This window comes from Oceanobacillus sp. AG, from assembly GCF_009746545.1.
Lineage (GTDB): Bacteria > Bacillota > Bacilli > Bacillales > Amphibacillaceae > Oceanobacillus > Oceanobacillus indicireducens.
The window spans coordinates 1-16,754 of the sequence record NZ_WOWT01000024.1 but is presented as its reverse complement, the minus strand read 5'-3'; the positions used below and the strand labels follow the sequence as shown (position 1 = coordinate 16,754).

Below are 16,754 nucleotides of genomic sequence, written 5' to 3'. Positions count from 1 at the left end.
TAAATATTATGTTAGAATGAAAACTAACAACTAATTTACAAGAAATGAGGTGAAAAAATGGCAACATATTACACACTTGGAATAGTAAAGAATTTTACAGCAACATCATTTGGAGCATTGTCCGAGAATGAATGGAAAAACTTCTTAAATGAACGGTTCGATTTAGAGCAATACAGCTTACATGTTGATGACAAGGCAGTGAAAGGTACTTTGAAAGAGAGTGTCTTCGAGGAGCATATTGAGGATTTTTATATGAAATTAGTCGCTATGATTGGAGACGACTATATTTTAAATTGGTATAATGATCACCAGACGAATTTGGACAGTTATGAGCATTGGGTTACGGAATTAAGATGGAAGCAAGAAGGGATCCCTATTACGTTGACAAGTGAACTGGCATTGCTGTTTACTGAAGGAAAAGTTGGAGCTGAGGAATTTATTATAGAGCCAAAACTTATAAATTGGCTATTTAGACATGCAAACCTATCAAATAAATTAACGGGTTGTGTAATGAGTGGTATTGTTGGATGAACATAGCAACTCCTAAGCATTTTTTGTTCGGATTAACTTAGGTAGAGAATCATCATAATATAAGAAACCGCTCCATGCTGATCACATGAAGCGGCAAAGCGTGTAATAGCCCTTCAAGGGGACGACTCGCTGGGAGTAAGAAATAACTACCCTTCAGCTTGTGCGGCTTCAAGGGTGGTTATTTTCTCTTTTCTGACAATATAGCCACGAAGTCTTTAGATACGTTTCTATATTCAATTATTATTCGAACTCAGACTGAAACAAATTTATTTTGTTCCAATCTGTTTTACTTTTTTCAATCTTTCTTCTGCAATCGCCTGTAATTTAAACTTTTGAATTTTCCCGGTTCCCGTCAGCGGCCATTCGGAGGCCTCCACAAACCAAATATGTCTCGGTATTTTAAAACGGGCTACACGTTCCCGGCACAGGTTTCTGATTTCTTGCTTCGAGCAGCTCTCCCCTTCTTTCAATTCAATGAACGCTGCACCAGTTTCAGTCGTTAACTTATCTGGCACACCAACAATGTATACTTGATTGACAGCAGGATGCATTGAAATAACGTCCTCTACCTCTTTTGGAGCTACGGTTTCTCCGGATACCTTGTAGAGGTCCTTACTTCTTCCTAATAGCCGAATATAGCCATTCTTATCAATGGTTCCTAGATCGCCGCTACGGACATAGCCTTCTTCATCAATCGCAAAAGCCGTTTCCTCCGGTTTTTTATAATAGCCTTTTGTTACAACGTTGCCTCGAACTGCTAACTCACCAACGGAACCGCTTGGTAAGGTTTCCCCAGAACCTGGATCAATTACCTTATATGTTACACTTTTATCTCCAAACTCCGGGTCTCCTGCTACTCCAGCTGTTTTCACCTTTCCAACAGTTGTCGATATAATTTCTAAAGGATCACCGATTTCTGTCAGCATTGTTGTAGAGGCTGCTTCCGTTCCCCCACAACCTGTACCAATCTCTGTCACTGCCAGCTCTTCTACTGCACGTTTCCACAGAGGAACTGGTGATGGAGCTGCACAACATAACAACGCATAGAGATGATTCAGTTTGGTATTTTTGATTTCCGGTCGATTCAATAAAGCTACCAGCATCGAAGGAACCGCCTGAAAATCATGCACATTGTATTTTTCCATCAATTCCAATGATTGCAATGGCTGAAAGGCCTGACAGGTAACCATCCCTCCCCCTAAAAAGGAGGCTGCAAATAAACCTTCTTGTAGAAAATAAACATGATACATCGGAATCGGTGCATAAATTCGTCTTCCTGTTTCATAAGCCCTTGTATAACAAGTCGCAAATCCGGAACGCAGCATCATATCATCCGTAAGCATCACACCTTTTGGCAAACCGGTAGATCCTGACGTATAAATAATCGCAGCACAGGAATCAGGATTAGTTGTTTCCAGCATACGTTGATCAACAACCGCATTCTCTACCGCTTCTGCCCCCTTTATAAAATAATTCCAATGTTGGTAAATTGCCGGAGCTTCTTCCTTCTTCATTGGAATACAAACAGCCTGTTTAAAAGGACTGTCCGCTTCCCTCTGAAGGGTTGCTATTACGCCTTTTAAGGATTCCGCGTGTTCTTTTTTATTTGCAACCTGATGTAAGAAAAGCCAGTTTGTATCCGATTGGCGAAGCATATAGGTCAACTCTTCCTTTTGAAGCTGTGTATTCAACGGAACAACAATAGCTCCAATCATCGAAGAAGCAATAAATAAAGCGATGTAATCTGGATCATTTTCCATTAAGATAGCGACATGATCATCCGGCTGTACACCCAGCTGAATCATTGCTTTGGCATAACGTCGTGACCTTTCCCAAATCTCTTCGTATGTCACAGTATCTTCCGGCATCATAATCAGCGGATAATCCCGGTAATGTCGACATTGCTCCTTGAAATGGGCTGCAATTGTCTTTTTCTCCCATTTAGGATAAGCCGATTTTAATGCCTCTCTTCTTTGCTCTACACTTAATCGAGTTTCTTGCATCTTTATCCCTCCATTCATCCTTTCATTCATTAAGGAGCCTGCCAAATAAGAATTCCATTTTGACCGCCAAAGCCAAATGAATTACTCATCGCTGTTGTAATACGCTGCTTGCGGCTCTTATTCGGAATGATATCTAAAGATGCTTGTTCATCACGAATATTAGAATGAAGTGTTGCAGGAAGCATCCCTGTTTCTAGTGCTCTGATGCACGCAATACTCTCAATCGCTCCCGCTGCACCAAGTAAATGACCTACACTTCCTTTAATGGAGCTGACAGGTATTTCATCTAGCCTCTCCCCGAAGATAAGTCTTAATGCCTTCGTTTCTGCAATATCTCCAGCTGGTGTTGACGTCGCATGTGCATTAATATAATCAATATCAGCAGGAGTTAATCCTGACGAACGAAGCGCTCGCTCAATTGCCAATGCAGCGCTGGTTCCTTCAGGGTCTGGCGACGTATCATGATATGCATCATTGGAAGCCCCGTAACCTTTTAATATTGCATAAATATGTGCCCCCCTTGCCTTGGCATGTTCTAATGGCTCCAGGACAAACAAGCCTGCCCTTCTCCCATTACCATTCCTGTCCGCTCTTTATCGAACGGACGAGACCATGTCGAAAAGTCTTCCGGCCCTTTCGTTGCTAGTGCCCCCGCATCTCCTAATCCAGACAGAAATGCATTGGACCAAAGGCTATCTACTCCTCCAGCAAGAATATAATCTACATCATCTCGGAAAAACCAGTAAGCAGATTCTCCAATCGCATTCGCTGAAGCCGCACAAGCCGTTACATATGTATTAGATGGACCGCGAAAACCATATTGTATGGAAATCGTACTTGCCGCTGCATTGGGAATCGACTTGGAAATCATACGAGGTCCAACTCGTTTTGCACGCCCTGTTGCGAGCTTTTCCGAAGCCTGCTCTAGCGACTGAATACCGCCAAATGCTGTTCCAATCGCTGTTCCAATTCGATCTCTTTCCACGCCAGCTGCAAAGGATTCTCCATCACCTTTTAACAATTCTGCATCTTTTAGCGCCTCTTCGGCTGCAATTAATGCTAACTGTGTAAAATAATCCGTGTTTCTGGCAATCTTTTTAGAAAGAAAATCCGTTGCATGAAATTCTGGAACACGCGCACCAACCTTTGCCCACCTACGTAACTCCTCATCCGTCACTTCCGCTACAGCAGAACGATTGGCAATTAAATTATCCCAGAATGTCGATACACCCATTCCAAATGGAGAGGCAGCCCCCATCCCAGTTACCGCAATCTCTATTTGTTTCATGATCACTGCTCCTTTGTATGAATATCATTGTAATAAAGTGAAACTTCATTCAGTGGGTTTTTCCTTCCCCCACTGAATGTTAGTTGAACAGAATCAGGGATTTACGGACTGTATATCCCCCACCTTCACATCTTGGGCTTCCTTCCATGTTTAGAGGTGGGCTATTACAGACCGGTAATGCGTGATAAAAATATGTGCATACTACTATTTTTCGTGATTAACAAAATAAGCAACCATTCAAAATCTATCATTTGTTAATTAGAACGATGATTATAGGTATAAAACTAGTATACTTCAAAAAAGCGCTTACTTCATTTTCATTGCCTACCATTAGGAGAAATTAAAAGAACTCAGGAATGGCTTACACTACAACTTTTCGGCAAATAGAAACAGCTGAGGATTCAATAGTCAGATGAGTTCAAGGTTATTTTCATCTCCACTTTAACTGGAAAATTCGGCAGTAAAAAATAACTACTCTTCTGCTTGCGAGGCTTCAGGGGTAGTTATTTTCTTTCTTCTAACAATACAGCTATAATGAACTACTTTCCGGATTTAATTTGTTTAAATAACTTTAGCGTGTCTGTTATTTGTGCTTGGTCTGGTTGACTAATATCTTCTAGTGGTGCTCCCATGACAATACTTATATACTCTTGATTTTCTACTACTCCGAGGGTTGCCCAACATTGCCCCGCTTCATAGGTTGTACCTGATTTTCCACCAATAATCTCAAACCCTTCTTGCTCCTCTTTATTCAGAAAGGTAAGAACAGTTGATTCTAATAAAATTCCCTCAGGGTGATCAGGCGTTGATGTGGTTTGAAAGGTCTCTTTTGTAAAAATCGCCTTAAAATGACCGTTATCTAATGCATAATCTAAAAGTTTTGCCATATCATAAGCCGTTGTATATTGTTTTTTATCGTGGAGCCCATCTGGATTCGTAAAATGTGTGTCCTCTAACCCTAGTTGCGCAGCCTTTGCATTCATCATCTGAACAAAGTCTTTTACATTTCCCGCTACATGAATGGCTAAAGAGTTGGCGGCTTCACCACCTGAACTTAGAATCGTTCCATACAGCAGATCTCGATAAGTGACTGCCTCTCTCCCATAAAATCCTGCCATCGAAGCATTTTGATCGACCATATCTTGGTATGTTTCTACATCTATTGGAGTAATTTCAGATAAGTTATCAATATTTTCCAAGGCGACAATCGCTGTCATTATTTTGGTCAGTGAAGCAGGATATGTTTTAGAGTGTATATTTTTTTCATAAATAGTATTCCCTGTTTCTCTATCAAACAGATAAATGTATGGGCTGGTATATCCATCATTACGTAAAGGAGAAAAATATTCATAAATTTTATCCCCTACTTTAAATAATACAAATATGGTAACAACCGCAATGATTAAAATCTTTATAAATCTCGAGAGTTTTTTCATACTAGTATTCCTTTACATATTTTTCCTATCGTATACCTCAACAAAAGAGCACCTTTAATTGATACATTTATTGTATCAAAGTAGAAATAAAAGGAAAGGCTCCTCTTCCATTGATTCTCGGTAAAACAATGGTAAAGGAACCTGTCCTTCATGCTTTATTTAATATATAACAGAGACGAAATACAAGATTAGATACTAATCATCTATCAAATTATTTATATCTTCCTCAGAGTGCCTTAAACTCGCAAACCATTCTTCCACAAGTTTAACTCCATCAATCAGTTCAATATTTAATCCTTGTGCATAGTGTCTTGCATTTTCGGTAAAAGATCCGGTAGTAATAACATAGCCACCAACCGCATCCCGTTTTACCATATTCGAATGAATGAGTGCAATCGGGTCAAAAGGCAGGTCTTCTTCATAGCATTTTACTTGGCCTAGATATAATCCGGAACCAGTTGTATGTTCAAAATCCACACCTTGATCATTACTGGAAGGAGAAACCCAAATACTTCCGCCTCTACTTGTTTTCATAAGGTCCGCAACAAACGATTCAAAGGAAATAGGATTACCTTTAAGATAAATGCTAGAATAATTTACCGGTTGCTCTGCTGATTCTGTTTTGAATCGTAAATACAACCCCATAGCTAGGGTCTTCTTCAATTCCTCACTTGCTTCGATATGTCGATCAATGAGCGAGTTTATCCGTTGGTGTTTCCTTTTTGTATAACGGAAATGAAGGAATGCAGCCAGTAGGACTAAACCGATAATTAATTCTAAAACTAACATCTTGTGTCACTCCCTAAACTATCATGTTAGTAATATTTATTAACATGATTGATAGGAAGTATACAAGGCGTATAGAATAATGACTAACAATATAGATTCATTTTAGCATATAGGTGGGCATAATTTTGTATTTATGAGTGAATTGGTCAGTCCTAGTAACTTATTGAGTAATTTTACGTCCCTCGTTACCGATGTCTTCAATTGTTTTCACTATCCCAGGTTATTCACTCTTCATTGTTCATCATGGTAATTATCATGCGGCAAAATTACCCTTTTTTCACAGGGGTGCCGAGCAACACAGATGTTTTTGTTTTTCCGTAGGGTAAAAGACTTTCCACCAATCGGGTGAGTTCCCCAATATCATATAGAGCCGCTTTGATGTAATAATGAACATGGCCTGTAGCTCGATGGCATTCGATCACAGCGGGTTCACTTGCAAGCTTTTCTTCAATTTTATTTAGAGGTTCCAGTATATCGCTTAATTCAATGATAACTAACAATTTCCGCCCGATTGCTTCAGGTGATATCAAGGCAGTATAGCCTTCTATCATACCTTTTTCTTCCAAGCGCTTCACTCTTTCGGCCACACTAGGACGACTAAGTGCCATTCTCTCCGACAGTTTACTTATTGAAATTCGCCCGTCCTCTTGCAGTAATGTTATCAGTTTGATATCTAATTCATCCATCCTTAATCCTCCTTTTTCAATATGATAAGTATATTAGTATATTTTTATTCAATTAGAAGGTTCTTTTAATTGAATTAATTCACTTTTGTATATAATAATTTAAAATTTCTACTATTATTATATGTAATATAATCTTGTTTGAAAAGGGATAAAAATTTTAAAAAGGAGGCAAGCTTTTTTGTAGTGGTCAAACAAGTGAAAAAAAATGAAAAAGAGGAGACATGATGAATAACACATTAAGAATCATTATTTTAGCAGGTACCTTCGTGTCATTTATATTGGGCGCTGGTACGGCGACGGGCTAAGAGATTCTGCAATTTTTCGTTTCATTCGGCTACTTAGGTATAGGTGCTATTATAATAGCTGCTGTTATCCATATGTGGTTCGGAGCCTATGCGATGGACACGGGACTGCGTTTACAGGCGAAAGATTCAAAAGAAGTCTTTATATATTTTTGTGGAAAATACCTAGGAATATTCTTCTATTGGTTTGCCCAGTTATTCATACTAGTCGTATTTGTCGTCATGATTTCTGGTGCAGGTGCAACCGTTTCGGAACACTTTGGGGTAGGTGTCGTTCCCGGACGTGCCTTAATGGCTATCCTTGTTATGATTACAGCTTTATTACGTTTAGACACCATCGTAAAGATTTTGGGAATAGCGGGACCTATTATCGTAATCTTTGCAATTGTAGTAGGAGCAGGGAATTTTAATGTAGAAGGATTTGGACAAGCTGGAGATATCCTTAATAACATTCAAATTTCAACCGCAACAAATCACTGGTGGCAATCTGGCTTTGTTTATTCTTCTTTTGTTCTCCTAGTTGCCCTTCCTTTTTTAGCGAATGTAGGGAAAGAAGAAACAAGCAGAAAAAATGTCATCTTGGGAGGTACTCTTGGTGGATTGATTATGCTTATCGGGGTTTTTGCAATCTATATTGGCATCTTGTCCAACGTCGAAGAAACACATACGATGGATATTCCAACCTTGTTCTTAGCAAATCAAATCAGTCCTTCGCTTTCTCTAGTCTTTTCTATCATTCTATTGATTGCGATATATACCACTGCAGTAGGTATGTTGTGGACCGTCGCTGTACAATTTTCAAAAGGCGACACGAAGAAATATAGACTTATTACCATTGGATTAACAATTGTCGGATTTTTCGGTGGATTATTACCGTTTGCCAAAATTATTGATTTGGTTTACCCAATCGTCGGCTATATCGGTCTAATATTAATTGCAGGTATGCTCTATCGGCAATTCATCAATAAAGGAAACATTGATAAACAAAAATTTTAAAAATAGAAAATGAGGGTTATAACATGAGTAAATACGCAAGAAAAGATAATTATACAAGAGTGAAATTGAACATGCCATTTACTGGTATTACGTCATTTAGAAAATATCCAATATGTACAAACCTAGATGAACTAGATGCAGATTTTGCAATCATCGGTGTACCAAATGATATGACAACCGCATGGCGCTCCGGCACTAGAATGGGACCAAGATCCATTCGCGAACAATCCTCTCTTTATGGATTCGGGGGAGGATATGACCACGAAAGAGATATTATCTATAGCGATGAAGGTTGGAAAATAGTCGATTGTGGTGATGTATCCATCATCAATGGCGATGTAGAACAGAGCCACGAAAATACCGAGGAAGCCATTCGGAAAATCATTGAAAAGGGAGCAATTCCTATTGTGTTGGGGGGAGACCATTCGATAACATCTCCAGTCGCTTTTGCACTAGACAAACACGAAAAAGTGAACGTCGTACAGATTGACGCCCACTTGGACTGGTTGAAAGAAGCTTCTGGCCAACGTTTCACACTCAGTAGCCCAATGAGACGGATGTCGGAAATGCCGCATATTAACAAAATGGCTCAACTAGGTATTCGCGGTGTTGGGAGCAGTCAGAAGGAAGATTTTGATGATGCAAGAGAATATGGCAGTTCGATTCTATCACCAAAACAAATTCGAAAAATGGGTATCGAGGAAGCATTGAAAGATATGCCTGAAGGTGAAAAGTATTATGTTACCCTTGATATTGACGGTTTGGATGCGTCCATCGCACCTGGTGCAGGATCCCCTTCCCCTGGCGGATTCTTCTATGACGAGGTCAGTGAAATCTTGGAAGTCGTTGCCAAAAAAGGTGATGTCATTGGCTTTGATTTAGTTGAGGTGAATCCTTTATATGACCCTACAGGAGTGACTTCTCAAATCGCAGCAAGACTTATCATCGATTTTATGAACTTCATTATTCATGAGAAAAATCTTAAGCAAGCTGAACAAAGTTAAGATTACAATAATCTACTAAGATTTGTATTTCAGAAAAGCAATCCTTGTGTGGATTGCTTTTTTGTGTTTTTATGTTGGTGCATATTTTACATTAAGAAAAGAATTATGTCTTAGCGTAGTCTCTAGAGACCCAGCCGTTTCTTTTTACACACATGGCTCCGAAAGTAGTGCTTCCACTGAAATTTATTGTATTTCTGATGCTGCTAAGTCCATTAATCTAGATATCTCATGAATGCTTAATATTTCTTATTATGATTCCATATAAAGTCAACTTGTTGCGAATGTTAAGCTAAAAATTATCTTGTTACTCGTTTTTTTTATTGAGATAACTTTTAAAAATTATTCTAATGTTGATAAATCAATTTCTACTAAATAAGGGTTGCTTTCAAAAGACATAAGTTCATCTAATTCCAGCTCAAGCGGCTTGGACAAATCATCTATACCAACAATATCCTGTGCACCTTCAATTGATCCACCTGGTCTAACTTCTTTTTGCCCAATCGATAAATCCACATCGTCAACCATAAATACCTCGTCCGTTTCCACTCCATCTTGGAAACCTTTTAGCATGAAAGTCATGAAAGGCGAAGCTGATTCATCTGAATTATTGACCCAATCATATTCAATAATTAAAGCATCTTTTCCATCATAATCTACACCAAGGCTATAACTTTGAATAGTCATTTCGTATTCTCCCACATTGATTGGTTCGCCAAGGACAATCTCATTTCCTGATGATTCTTCAACTTCCACTTCTTCTTCCTGCTCTTCCTCTGCTTCTTCTATTTCTTCATTTTGTGCAACATCATTTGTTTCTGGTTCTGCATTTTCCTCTTGTTGACCTGATTCATTATTAGTATCTCCACAGGCTGATAAGACTAAAAGACCTGCAATCAATAAACCTAACCACTTTTTACTCACTTTTCTACCTCCATATGTATTCATTGTTTGTAAATATATTATTTTCCATTCTTTTATTCGATATAGATAGCCTACTTAACTTAACGCTCCTACAGTTGATATAACTTACTATTTTTCCTCCATCTAAGGTTTCTTTATAAACCTCCTAAAGTATTAGACTACAAAATGGCATCGCCCCCCCTTAGCAATCACTCCCTATAATATCATTTTACCAGTCATTTAAGCACAGTTCCTTATAACTATTATACTGTTATAATACGGATATTCAATAGGAATTGAAAACAACATTCGAATAATAACCAAATTTTAGTGGTTTTTTGAATCCTATCATCAAATAGATTGGATATTATTACAAAGGACGGAGGTACAGGTCCGTTGTTTGAATTACCTTGTTAATAAGATGACGAACAACCTGTCCCTATGTCCTTCCATAATGAAAATAGATCGATTGTTCTGTTCAATCCATTACTCAAATAAGTCTTATGCTATAATCTATACAGCAACTACATAAGTTTAGTGGGCGGTTAATCATCTTCCTATAGAAGGGAGGTGGTGGGATGACGACGTATGGAGCATTAAATCTAGTTGGCAACAAGAATTAACAATAATAATAGTAAAAAAAATATGCATAGGCCATAATAAGAAAGTAGCTTGATTCAACAAATAACATAAGAACGTTAAACGTCTCTCTATTCATAATAATTTCCTTTCAGTATATCGTTTAAATAGCAGAATCGTACGCTCTTCCACTTACACAGTTTAGTTTACATTCCCTATCTTGGAGTAATACTTTTTTTGACAAGGTACTTCAGTCATTTAATCAACTTTTATAATTTTGGCAGTTCCATTATAATTACCAATAGTGTCTACACCAACTCTTTCACCAAATTCCCCTGCATCTCCTCAAGCTGTCCAAAAAAACTCTCCACCCTACTCTTCCCAACTCTCCGATATTTCCCAAGAATTAGCAACTCCTTCGGCAAATCCCGAACCTTATCAATCCCATCCTGATTTAATTGCTTAATCAACCCAGGCATACCAGTAAAATTATCTACACTGATATCCACATTGCCCAAATCCTCCGTCACCACAATTTCACTAGACTTATAGAATAAGAACAACTCTCCTGGACGGCTGTTCATCAGCTTTTTCCTTCTAATTTCTTCCGCAACAAATTCTTTCAACTCTTTAAAGAATGTTTCAGAATGAGATTCAGTATAACGTGTTACCCTTAAATGGAAACCTTCCATTGAATGCGGCAGTTCACTCATTATTCTAGCTTGTTGCTCTCCACCTAGACGAACTAAAAACCGCTCCGACTCTTCAAAACGCTGTGGAAGTAGAAATGCATCACGCAAAAAGTAGGGGATATCGATGGAGTCATCTCCATAGTGAATCGTACGCACAGGAATAAATCCAGGCTCTTCATTGAAAGCCTCCTGCAATAAAAGCCTGGCCTTCCTCTTCTTCGGTTCCTCTGTTCTATCTTCTGCAGTCATCTCATTTCCTACAGATTCGACATCTTTCGGTTTCTCATGCGCAAGCGATTCCTTCAACAGATCTTCAATTTTCTTAAAACGCAATGCCATCTCTTCTAATCCATAGGAATGCTCCTGTTTCATGATTGGATCCACATAATCTGGAACTACAATCGTATACGATTCATACACTTCCACGAACCATTTCACAATCGTATGAATATGCTCCCAAGATGTGAGCGACTCCGAGAACCTGAATTGTCGTGTGTCATGTGCTGCCACGTTCCCTAATTTCCGAACCTCATGGAATGCATGTTTCACTTCTTCATTCAGCAACCCTTTATCATCCAAATTTTGAATCCGGGTTTTAATCGTTAAATACGGCTCATTGGGCATATTTTCGTGGATCATTACTTTTTCAAGCAATACTTCGATAAACGTTCTACTATGTGTCAACATCGAGCGAGGACTGTGATAGATAGCCTTTTCCAGTTCATCCAACGTCCTTGCCAATTCTTCTGATATATCCTCTAGAAACTGATAAAAATAACTTCCCATTTTCTGTTCTCCCTTGATGTAAATCTTAAAACAAATTGCTGATATGTATGTATTTATAGATAGAAAAATTTAATTTTGTGAGGTGTGTATTACTACCTATATCTTACCAGATTTGTTGCTTTCCAGCGAACAAATCTTCGTATAGGTAAAGTTGATCTATATTGTCATTTCAAACATGTACACGCTACATTAAAAATCCATGCAAGCACAAGGCTGCATGGAGTTCAAGGAAAGGTATCTTGAAGAATTGAATTCCGTAAAACAAAAAGAAGTACTTGAAGAAGACTTACGTGCCCTCCAGCTTGAAGGTTTTTTGGAATAACTTCAAGTTATATTCATAGATGCTTTTTTAATTTCTCTAACTCTTCCATTGTTAATTTTGTTACTTTAGAGATGAATTCTAAACTGGCTCCTTCTTTTATCATTTCCATTGCCACTTGCTTAACTCCTTCAACTCTACCTTCTTTTCTCCCTAACTCCTTCCCTTTCTCCTCATACGAAATTGGAATTTCCAATATTTTTTCAGCCTCTGGTAACTCCCTAATTTCCTTCATCAACTTTTCCTCCTCGTCTTCTGATAGTTTTAAATATGTTTCAAAGAAGCCATAAAAATGTGTGGATGAGTTTTTTATGAAGCTGATCATGTTTTGTGTAAGTCGACGTTTTTTCTCTAATAACTAGGGGCATTACCAAGATATCCCGTCCTTTTAAGATATTATGGTGAGGTGTCTAGAAGGTAATATTCTTCATCTATCTTAGCACATTTGTTCGGTCGTTTCAATGAAGTGTGAAAAACTATTATTCACGTATATGGTAACTTAAAAGTGAGCCACCATAACAATTACACATCTTCATACTCCAAGGAATGATAAAAAACAACTAAATCTTATATAAATATTTGGTATACTTACAGTAGAAATACTTCAAAGAAACTACCCTCAAAATTTAATAAGGAGTATCAATATGCCACGAAATATTCCCTCTGAAATTTATACCACTGTTCCCCCAGTCATAATGGAAGTAAAGGAGAAGGACAAAGAACGCGTTCGACCAAAGCCAAACAGAAAACGTTCGGATACTGCTTTACTCAAACGGATACCCTTGAACAAATTAATGGATCTAAAAGTTGATTATGCTTTTAAACAGTTATTTGGTACAGAAAAGAATAAACAAATCACTGTAGTATTTTTAAATGCAATTTTGCAAAAAACGAATCGCAACTCTATTAAAGACATCATTTTTATAAATGTAGAAGAAGTAGAGGAATATGACGGTGACAAGCAGTCACGATTAGATATAATCGTTGAAACTGAAACTGGTGAACGAATCAATGTGGAAATCCAGTTCACGGATCAGCATAATATGATTAACCGCTCGATTTATTATTGGTCAGGTATCTATCGCCGGCAAATGAAAAAGAGTATGGCTTATAAGGAACTAAGACCAGTCATTGCCATTAATATCATGAACTTCAATTACTTGATGCAAACGGATCGATTCCACACCACGTATCACCTGTACGAAGATGAAGAAAAGTTCAAGCTGACCGAGTTGATGGAATTTCATTTTATAGAAATACCTAAACTCATCCAGGCGTGGAAAAAAGAGCAGCTTGACCCTTGGAATGATATACTAGCAAGATGGTTATTACTTTTAGGAATTGTTGACAGGAAGAATAAAAAGGTTTATGATGACATTTTTCAAAAATTGGAGGAGATTGCAATGAACGATAAATCATTAGAGTCTGCCTTTAAAAATTGGGAAGAATTAAGTATGAATGATAAGGAGTACGCTGCTTATGAAGCAAGGCTAAAATATATTTTAGATGAAGAAGCTGCTAAACGAGAAATGGAACTGCGATTGAAAGAAGGACTCGAGGAAGGTAGAAAACGCATAATGAAGGAGGGATTAGAACAAGGGCTAGAACAAGGGCTCCAACAAGGTATAAAGCAAGGTTTATATGAAGGTTTAGAGCAAGGTAAAAAAATTGCTAACGAAACAACTGCACGACGCCTTCTAAGTAGCGGTATGGCGGTTGAAGAAGTAGCGAATTTTACAGAATTAACAGTATCACGTGTTGTAGAAATTAAACGTGAATTGAAAAAGAAATAATTACCACAAAAAAGGACTACAATTAGCTAATAAGCTAACTGTAGTCCTGCTTAGATGGAGCCTAGCGGGATCGAACCGCTGACCTCCTGCGTGCAAGGCAGGCGCTCTCCCAGCTGAGCTAAGGCCCCAAGATAAAATATATGTAAAATAGTTGGCTATTCTAGTCCTAAGCTGCTAAATAATAATGAATGGCTCATGCGCCCTAGAGAATTCGAACCTCTGACCTACAGCTTAGAAGGCTGTTGCTCTATCCAGCTGAGCTAAGAGCGCAACATAAACAATATATTTTCCTACAAAACTATGTATTGCCTATCCCAGAAACAAGTGTTTTTCTAATGGGCCTGAGTGGACTCGAACCACCGACCTCACGCTTATCAGGCGTGCGCTCTAACCAGCTGAGCTACAGGCCCATCATGAAATAAGAGCGGGTGAAGGGAATCGAACCCTCATCATCAGCTTGGAAGGCTGAGGTTTTACCACTAAACTACACCCGCATATGTAAAATGGAGGAGGTAGAGGGATTCGAACCCCCGCGCGGTTTGACCCGCCTGTCGGTTTTCAAGACCGATCCCTTCAGCCGGACTTGGGTATACCTCCGAACTATATGATGCTTCTTTAGATGAACCGATGGACCCTGCAGGACTCGAACCTGCGACCGATCGGTTATGAGCCGATAGCTCTAACCAACTGAGCTAAGGGTCCAGTATTTATGGGGTGACCGGTGGGAGTTGAATTCACTACCTCACTGGTATTTTTTATGCCCGTCATCTCTGAGCTGCTTTCACGCAATCAAATATGTATATGGCGCGCCCGAGAGGAGTCGAACCCCTAACCTTTTGATCCGTAGTCAAACGCTCTATCCAATTGAGCTACGGGCGCTTTATATGGTTCTGGGGTTCAGTCGGAACCAGACTCCGCGAAGGTTTAGAGATCCTCTGCAACTAGCGACTCCCGCCAAAACCGTGATTCAATTGATGAGCCATACAGGATTCGAACCTGTGACCCTCTGATTAAAAGTCAGATGCTCTACCGACTGAGCTAATGGCTCGCGTTGTAAGTTTGGTGCTGGTTTTATTATATGAGCTTGGAGTTTGAAAGCTCGTCGTGTTGCAAGCTTATTCGGCGATGCGTACACTCCTCGCAGGCCGCCTCAGAGAAGTTCACTCAAGGATGTAATTCGCGGCGTGCTCTACCGACTGAGCTAATGGCTCGTGTTGTAAGTTTGGTGCTGGTTTTATTATGTGAGCTTGGAGTTTGAAAGCTCGTCGTGTTCCAAGATTATTCGACGATGCGTACACTCCTCGTAGGCCGCCTCGGAGAAGTACATGCAAGGATGTAATTCGCATGCTCTACCAATTGAGCTAGGCCAACGTATATTATGTAGTGCTGCTTTTAAAAAAGTGGCTCGGGACGGAATCGAACCGCCGACACACGGATTTTCAGTCCGTTGCTCTACCAACTGAGCTACCGAGCCATGGAATATTACTGATTTTAATTAGCCTCTCGCTTCGGGTTCTGTTTCGAAGCATGTTCAAAGATGTTGTTGCTCGTCGTGTTGCAAGCTTATTCGGCGAAGTTGCACTCCTCGCATAGCTACAATGAAGTAATTCGAAGAAGTTTACGCTATGCTCTACCGACTGAGCTACCGAGCCATAATAATTCATTTATAATAGTGGCGGTCCGGACGGGACTCGAACCCGCGACCTCCTGCGTGACAGGCAGGCATTCTAACCAACTGAACTACCGGACCTTAATTGTATTTTTAAAAACATTAATGTTATTTGGTTGCACTTTCTAAGTACCACCGATTCAACTAGCATTAATATTTTTTGGTTGCGGGGGCAGGATTTGAACCTGCGACCTTTGGGTTATGAGCCCAACGAGCTACCGGACTGCTCCACCCCGCGATAATAAGAAATATGCAAGTTTTGTTCATGCATAATAATAGAATAAGGACTGTTCATCGTGTTTCGAGATAATTCGGGGAAGCTTACACTTCTCACAAAGCCTATTCAGAGGTGTTTCGGCTTTGCTCCACTCCGTGATCGTAAAAATACATATAAATAATGGTGGAGGATGCAGGACTTGAACCTGCGACCCCCTGCTTGTAAGGCAGGTGCTCTCCCAACTGAGCTAATCCTCCGAAGCATCGGACATGCTAGTACATGTGTTGCAATAGGACGTTGCATATTTAATATGCCTTCCTAAAAAAATGGTGACCCGTACGGGATTCGAACCCGTGTTACCGCCGTGAAAGGGCGGTGTCTTAACCGCTTGACCAACGGGCCAATTAAGTTTTGGAAATAATTAGCTCCACACACAAAGTTTATAGCTGATTAACAGCCAATTGCCCAACCATTAAGGTGTAGTGAGGCGATTTAAAACAAAAAAATGCCTGGCGGCGTCCTACTCTCGCAGAGACAAAGTCTCAACTACCATCGGCGCTGGAAAGCTTAACTGCTGTGTTCGGTATGGGAACAGGTGTGACCTTTCCGCTATCGCTACCAGACATGAAATATATACTTATACCCTGAAAACTAAATAAGAGTAGATCACGACATCAAAATAGAAGTTAGTTAAGTCCTCGATCGATTAGTATTCGTCAGCTCCACATGTCACCATGCTTCTACCTCGAACCTATCAACCTCAT

At 39.4% G+C, this 16,754-nt stretch carries 13 protein-coding genes, 13 tRNA genes and 1 rRNA gene; 4 read left to right on the top strand and 23 right to left on the bottom strand.

Going from position 1 to position 16,754, the window contains the following annotated elements:
• Positions 1 to 57: 57 nt before the first annotated feature.
• Complete coding sequence (locus tag GN217_RS13170; protein WP_156857127.1) at positions 58 to 531, top strand: hypothetical protein; 474 nt, start codon at positions 58 to 60, stop codon at positions 529 to 531.
• A gap of 266 nt (positions 532 to 797) precedes the next feature.
• Here the strand turns inward: GN217_RS13170 and GN217_RS13165 are convergent, their stop codons facing one another.
• The 6 genes from GN217_RS13165 to GN217_RS13145 form a co-directional block, all read right to left on the bottom strand.
• Positions 798 to 2,534 (bottom strand): class I adenylate-forming enzyme family protein, encoded by a 1,737-nt coding sequence (locus GN217_RS13165; protein WP_156857126.1) that lies wholly within the window; start codon positions 2,532 to 2,534, stop codon positions 798 to 800.
• A gap of 29 nt (positions 2,535 to 2,563) precedes the next feature.
• Entirely contained in the window at positions 2,564 to 3,091 is a 528-nt protein-coding gene (locus GN217_RS19020) for a beta-ketoacyl-[acyl-carrier-protein] synthase family protein (protein WP_232334443.1), read from the bottom strand.
• On the bottom strand, positions 3,070 to 3,822 hold the full coding sequence (locus tag GN217_RS19015; protein WP_232334442.1) for a beta-ketoacyl-[acyl-carrier-protein] synthase family protein: 753 nt from the start codon (positions 3,820 to 3,822) through the stop codon (positions 3,070 to 3,072). The genes GN217_RS19020 and GN217_RS19015 overlap by 22 nt, the downstream gene beginning before the upstream one ends.
• A gap of 539 nt (positions 3,823 to 4,361) precedes the next feature.
• The gene (locus tag GN217_RS13155) at positions 4,362 to 5,258 is read right to left on the bottom strand and encodes a D-alanyl-D-alanine carboxypeptidase family protein (RefSeq protein WP_156857125.1); all 897 of its coding nucleotides are present in this window, start codon (positions 5,256 to 5,258) and stop codon (positions 4,362 to 4,364) included.
• 195 nt (positions 5,259 to 5,453) lie between these two features.
• Complete coding sequence (locus GN217_RS13150; RefSeq protein ID WP_156857124.1) at positions 5,454 to 6,047, bottom strand: restriction endonuclease; 594 nt, start codon at positions 6,045 to 6,047, stop codon at positions 5,454 to 5,456.
• A 266-nt stretch (positions 6,048 to 6,313) separates the two neighbouring features.
• Positions 6,314 to 6,733, bottom strand: a complete 420-nt coding sequence (locus GN217_RS13145) for an Lrp/AsnC family transcriptional regulator (RefSeq protein WP_156857123.1) — start codon at positions 6,731 to 6,733, stop codon at positions 6,314 to 6,316.
• A gap of 377 nt (positions 6,734 to 7,110) precedes the next feature.
• Between GN217_RS13145 and GN217_RS13140 the strand changes: the two genes are divergently transcribed.
• Positions 7,111 to 8,031, top strand: coding sequence for a YkvI family membrane protein (locus tag GN217_RS13140; RefSeq protein WP_198042656.1), 921 nt, complete (start codon positions 7,111 to 7,113; stop codon positions 8,029 to 8,031).
• A gap of 23 nt (positions 8,032 to 8,054) precedes the next feature.
• Positions 8,055 to 9,035 carry an agmatinase gene (speB, locus tag GN217_RS13135; RefSeq protein ID WP_156857121.1) on the top strand — a complete coding sequence of 327 codons (981 nt, stop codon included), beginning with the start codon at positions 8,055 to 8,057 and terminating at the stop codon, positions 9,033 to 9,035.
• 339 nt (positions 9,036 to 9,374) lie between these two features.
• Here speB and GN217_RS13130 read toward each other — a convergent pair whose 3' ends face one another.
• From GN217_RS13130 to GN217_RS13120, 3 genes are all read right to left on the bottom strand, one after another.
• Entirely contained in the window at positions 9,375 to 9,980 is a 606-nt protein-coding gene (locus GN217_RS13130) for a DUF5067 domain-containing protein (RefSeq protein WP_156857120.1), read from the bottom strand.
• A gap of 842 nt (positions 9,981 to 10,822) precedes the next feature.
• Positions 10,823 to 11,992, bottom strand: coding sequence for a DUF4145 domain-containing protein (locus tag GN217_RS13125; protein ID WP_156857119.1), 1,170 nt, complete (start codon positions 11,990 to 11,992; stop codon positions 10,823 to 10,825).
• Between the two features lie 335 nt (positions 11,993 to 12,327).
• Positions 12,328 to 12,546 (bottom strand): hypothetical protein, encoded by a 219-nt coding sequence (locus GN217_RS13120; RefSeq protein ID WP_156857118.1) that lies wholly within the window; start codon positions 12,544 to 12,546, stop codon positions 12,328 to 12,330.
• Between the two features lie 409 nt (positions 12,547 to 12,955).
• On the opposite strand from GN217_RS13120, the gene GN217_RS13115 reads away from it, so the two are divergent.
• Positions 12,956 to 14,104, top strand: a complete 1,149-nt coding sequence (locus GN217_RS13115) for an Rpn family recombination-promoting nuclease/putative transposase (RefSeq protein ID WP_232334441.1) — start codon at positions 12,956 to 12,958, stop codon at positions 14,102 to 14,104.
• A 55-nt stretch (positions 14,105 to 14,159) separates the two neighbouring features.
• Here GN217_RS13115 and GN217_RS13110 read toward each other — a convergent pair.
• The 14 genes from GN217_RS13110 to rrf all read right to left on the bottom strand — a co-directional run bounded on the left by GN217_RS13110 (position 14,160) and on the right by rrf (position 16,613).
• A tRNA-Ala gene (locus GN217_RS13110) sits at positions 14,160 to 14,232 on the bottom strand.
• 68 nt (positions 14,233 to 14,300) lie between these two features.
• A tRNA-Arg gene (locus GN217_RS13105) sits at positions 14,301 to 14,374 on the bottom strand.
• Positions 14,375 to 14,440: 66 nt separating this feature from the next.
• Positions 14,441 to 14,514, bottom strand: a tRNA-Ile gene (locus tag GN217_RS13100).
• A 13-nt stretch (positions 14,515 to 14,527) separates the two neighbouring features.
• A tRNA-Gly gene (locus tag GN217_RS13095) sits at positions 14,528 to 14,598 on the bottom strand.
• A 10-nt stretch (positions 14,599 to 14,608) separates the two neighbouring features.
• Positions 14,609 to 14,701, bottom strand: a tRNA-Ser gene (locus GN217_RS13090).
• Positions 14,702 to 14,732: 31 nt separating this feature from the next.
• A tRNA-Ile gene (locus GN217_RS13085) sits at positions 14,733 to 14,806 on the bottom strand.
• A gap of 100 nt (positions 14,807 to 14,906) precedes the next feature.
• Positions 14,907 to 14,983, bottom strand: a tRNA-Arg gene (locus GN217_RS13080).
• Between the two features lie 96 nt (positions 14,984 to 15,079).
• Positions 15,080 to 15,152 (bottom strand) — tRNA-Lys (locus tag GN217_RS13075).
• Positions 15,153 to 15,505: 353 nt separating this feature from the next.
• Positions 15,506 to 15,578: transfer RNA gene (locus tag GN217_RS13070), tRNA-Phe, on the bottom strand.
• Positions 15,579 to 15,777: 199 nt separating this feature from the next.
• Positions 15,778 to 15,854 (bottom strand) — tRNA-Asp (locus GN217_RS13065).
• Positions 15,855 to 15,934: 80 nt separating this feature from the next.
• A tRNA-Met gene (locus GN217_RS13060) sits at positions 15,935 to 16,011 on the bottom strand.
• A 160-nt stretch (positions 16,012 to 16,171) separates the two neighbouring features.
• Positions 16,172 to 16,247, bottom strand: a tRNA-Val gene (locus GN217_RS13055).
• A gap of 70 nt (positions 16,248 to 16,317) precedes the next feature.
• Positions 16,318 to 16,392: transfer RNA gene (locus tag GN217_RS13050), tRNA-Glu, on the bottom strand.
• Between the two features lie 105 nt (positions 16,393 to 16,497).
• Positions 16,498 to 16,613, bottom strand: a 5S ribosomal RNA gene (gene rrf, locus GN217_RS13045).
• Between the last annotated feature and the right edge of the window lie 141 nt (positions 16,614 to 16,754).

Excerpts from the sequence above, each read along its gene's own strand:
- GN217_RS13140 (WP_198042656.1), top strand. The coding sequence starts at position 7,111 with ATGTGGTTCGGAGCCTATGCGATGGACACGGGACTGCGTTTACAGGCG.
- GN217_RS13145 (WP_156857123.1), bottom strand. The coding sequence starts at position 6,733 with ATGGATGAATTAGATATCAAACTGATAACATTACTGCAAGAGGACGGG.
- GN217_RS13170 (WP_156857127.1), top strand. The coding sequence starts at position 58 with ATGGCAACATATTACACACTTGGAATAGTAAAGAATTTTACAGCAACA.
- GN217_RS13125 (WP_156857119.1), bottom strand. The coding sequence starts at position 11,992 with ATGGGAAGTTATTTTTATCAGTTTCTAGAGGATATATCAGAAGAATTG.
- GN217_RS13115 (WP_232334441.1), top strand. The coding sequence starts at position 12,956 with ATGCCACGAAATATTCCCTCTGAAATTTATACCACTGTTCCCCCAGTC.
- GN217_RS13165 (WP_156857126.1), bottom strand. The coding sequence starts at position 2,534 with ATGCAAGAAACTCGATTAAGTGTAGAGCAAAGAAGAGAGGCATTAAAA.
- GN217_RS13130 (WP_156857120.1), bottom strand. The coding sequence starts at position 9,980 with ATGAATACATATGGAGGTAGAAAAGTGAGTAAAAAGTGGTTAGGTTTA.
- speB (WP_156857121.1), top strand. The coding sequence starts at position 8,055 with ATGAGTAAATACGCAAGAAAAGATAATTATACAAGAGTGAAATTGAAC.
- GN217_RS13155 (WP_156857125.1), bottom strand. The coding sequence starts at position 5,258 with ATGAAAAAACTCTCGAGATTTATAAAGATTTTAATCATTGCGGTTGTT.
- GN217_RS13150 (WP_156857124.1), bottom strand. The coding sequence starts at position 6,047 with ATGTTAGTTTTAGAATTAATTATCGGTTTAGTCCTACTGGCTGCATTC.
- GN217_RS13120 (WP_156857118.1), bottom strand. The coding sequence starts at position 12,546 with ATGAAGGAAATTAGGGAGTTACCAGAGGCTGAAAAAATATTGGAAATT.
- GN217_RS19015 (WP_232334442.1), bottom strand. The coding sequence starts at position 3,822 with ATGAAACAAATAGAGATTGCGGTAACTGGGATGGGGGCTGCCTCTCCA.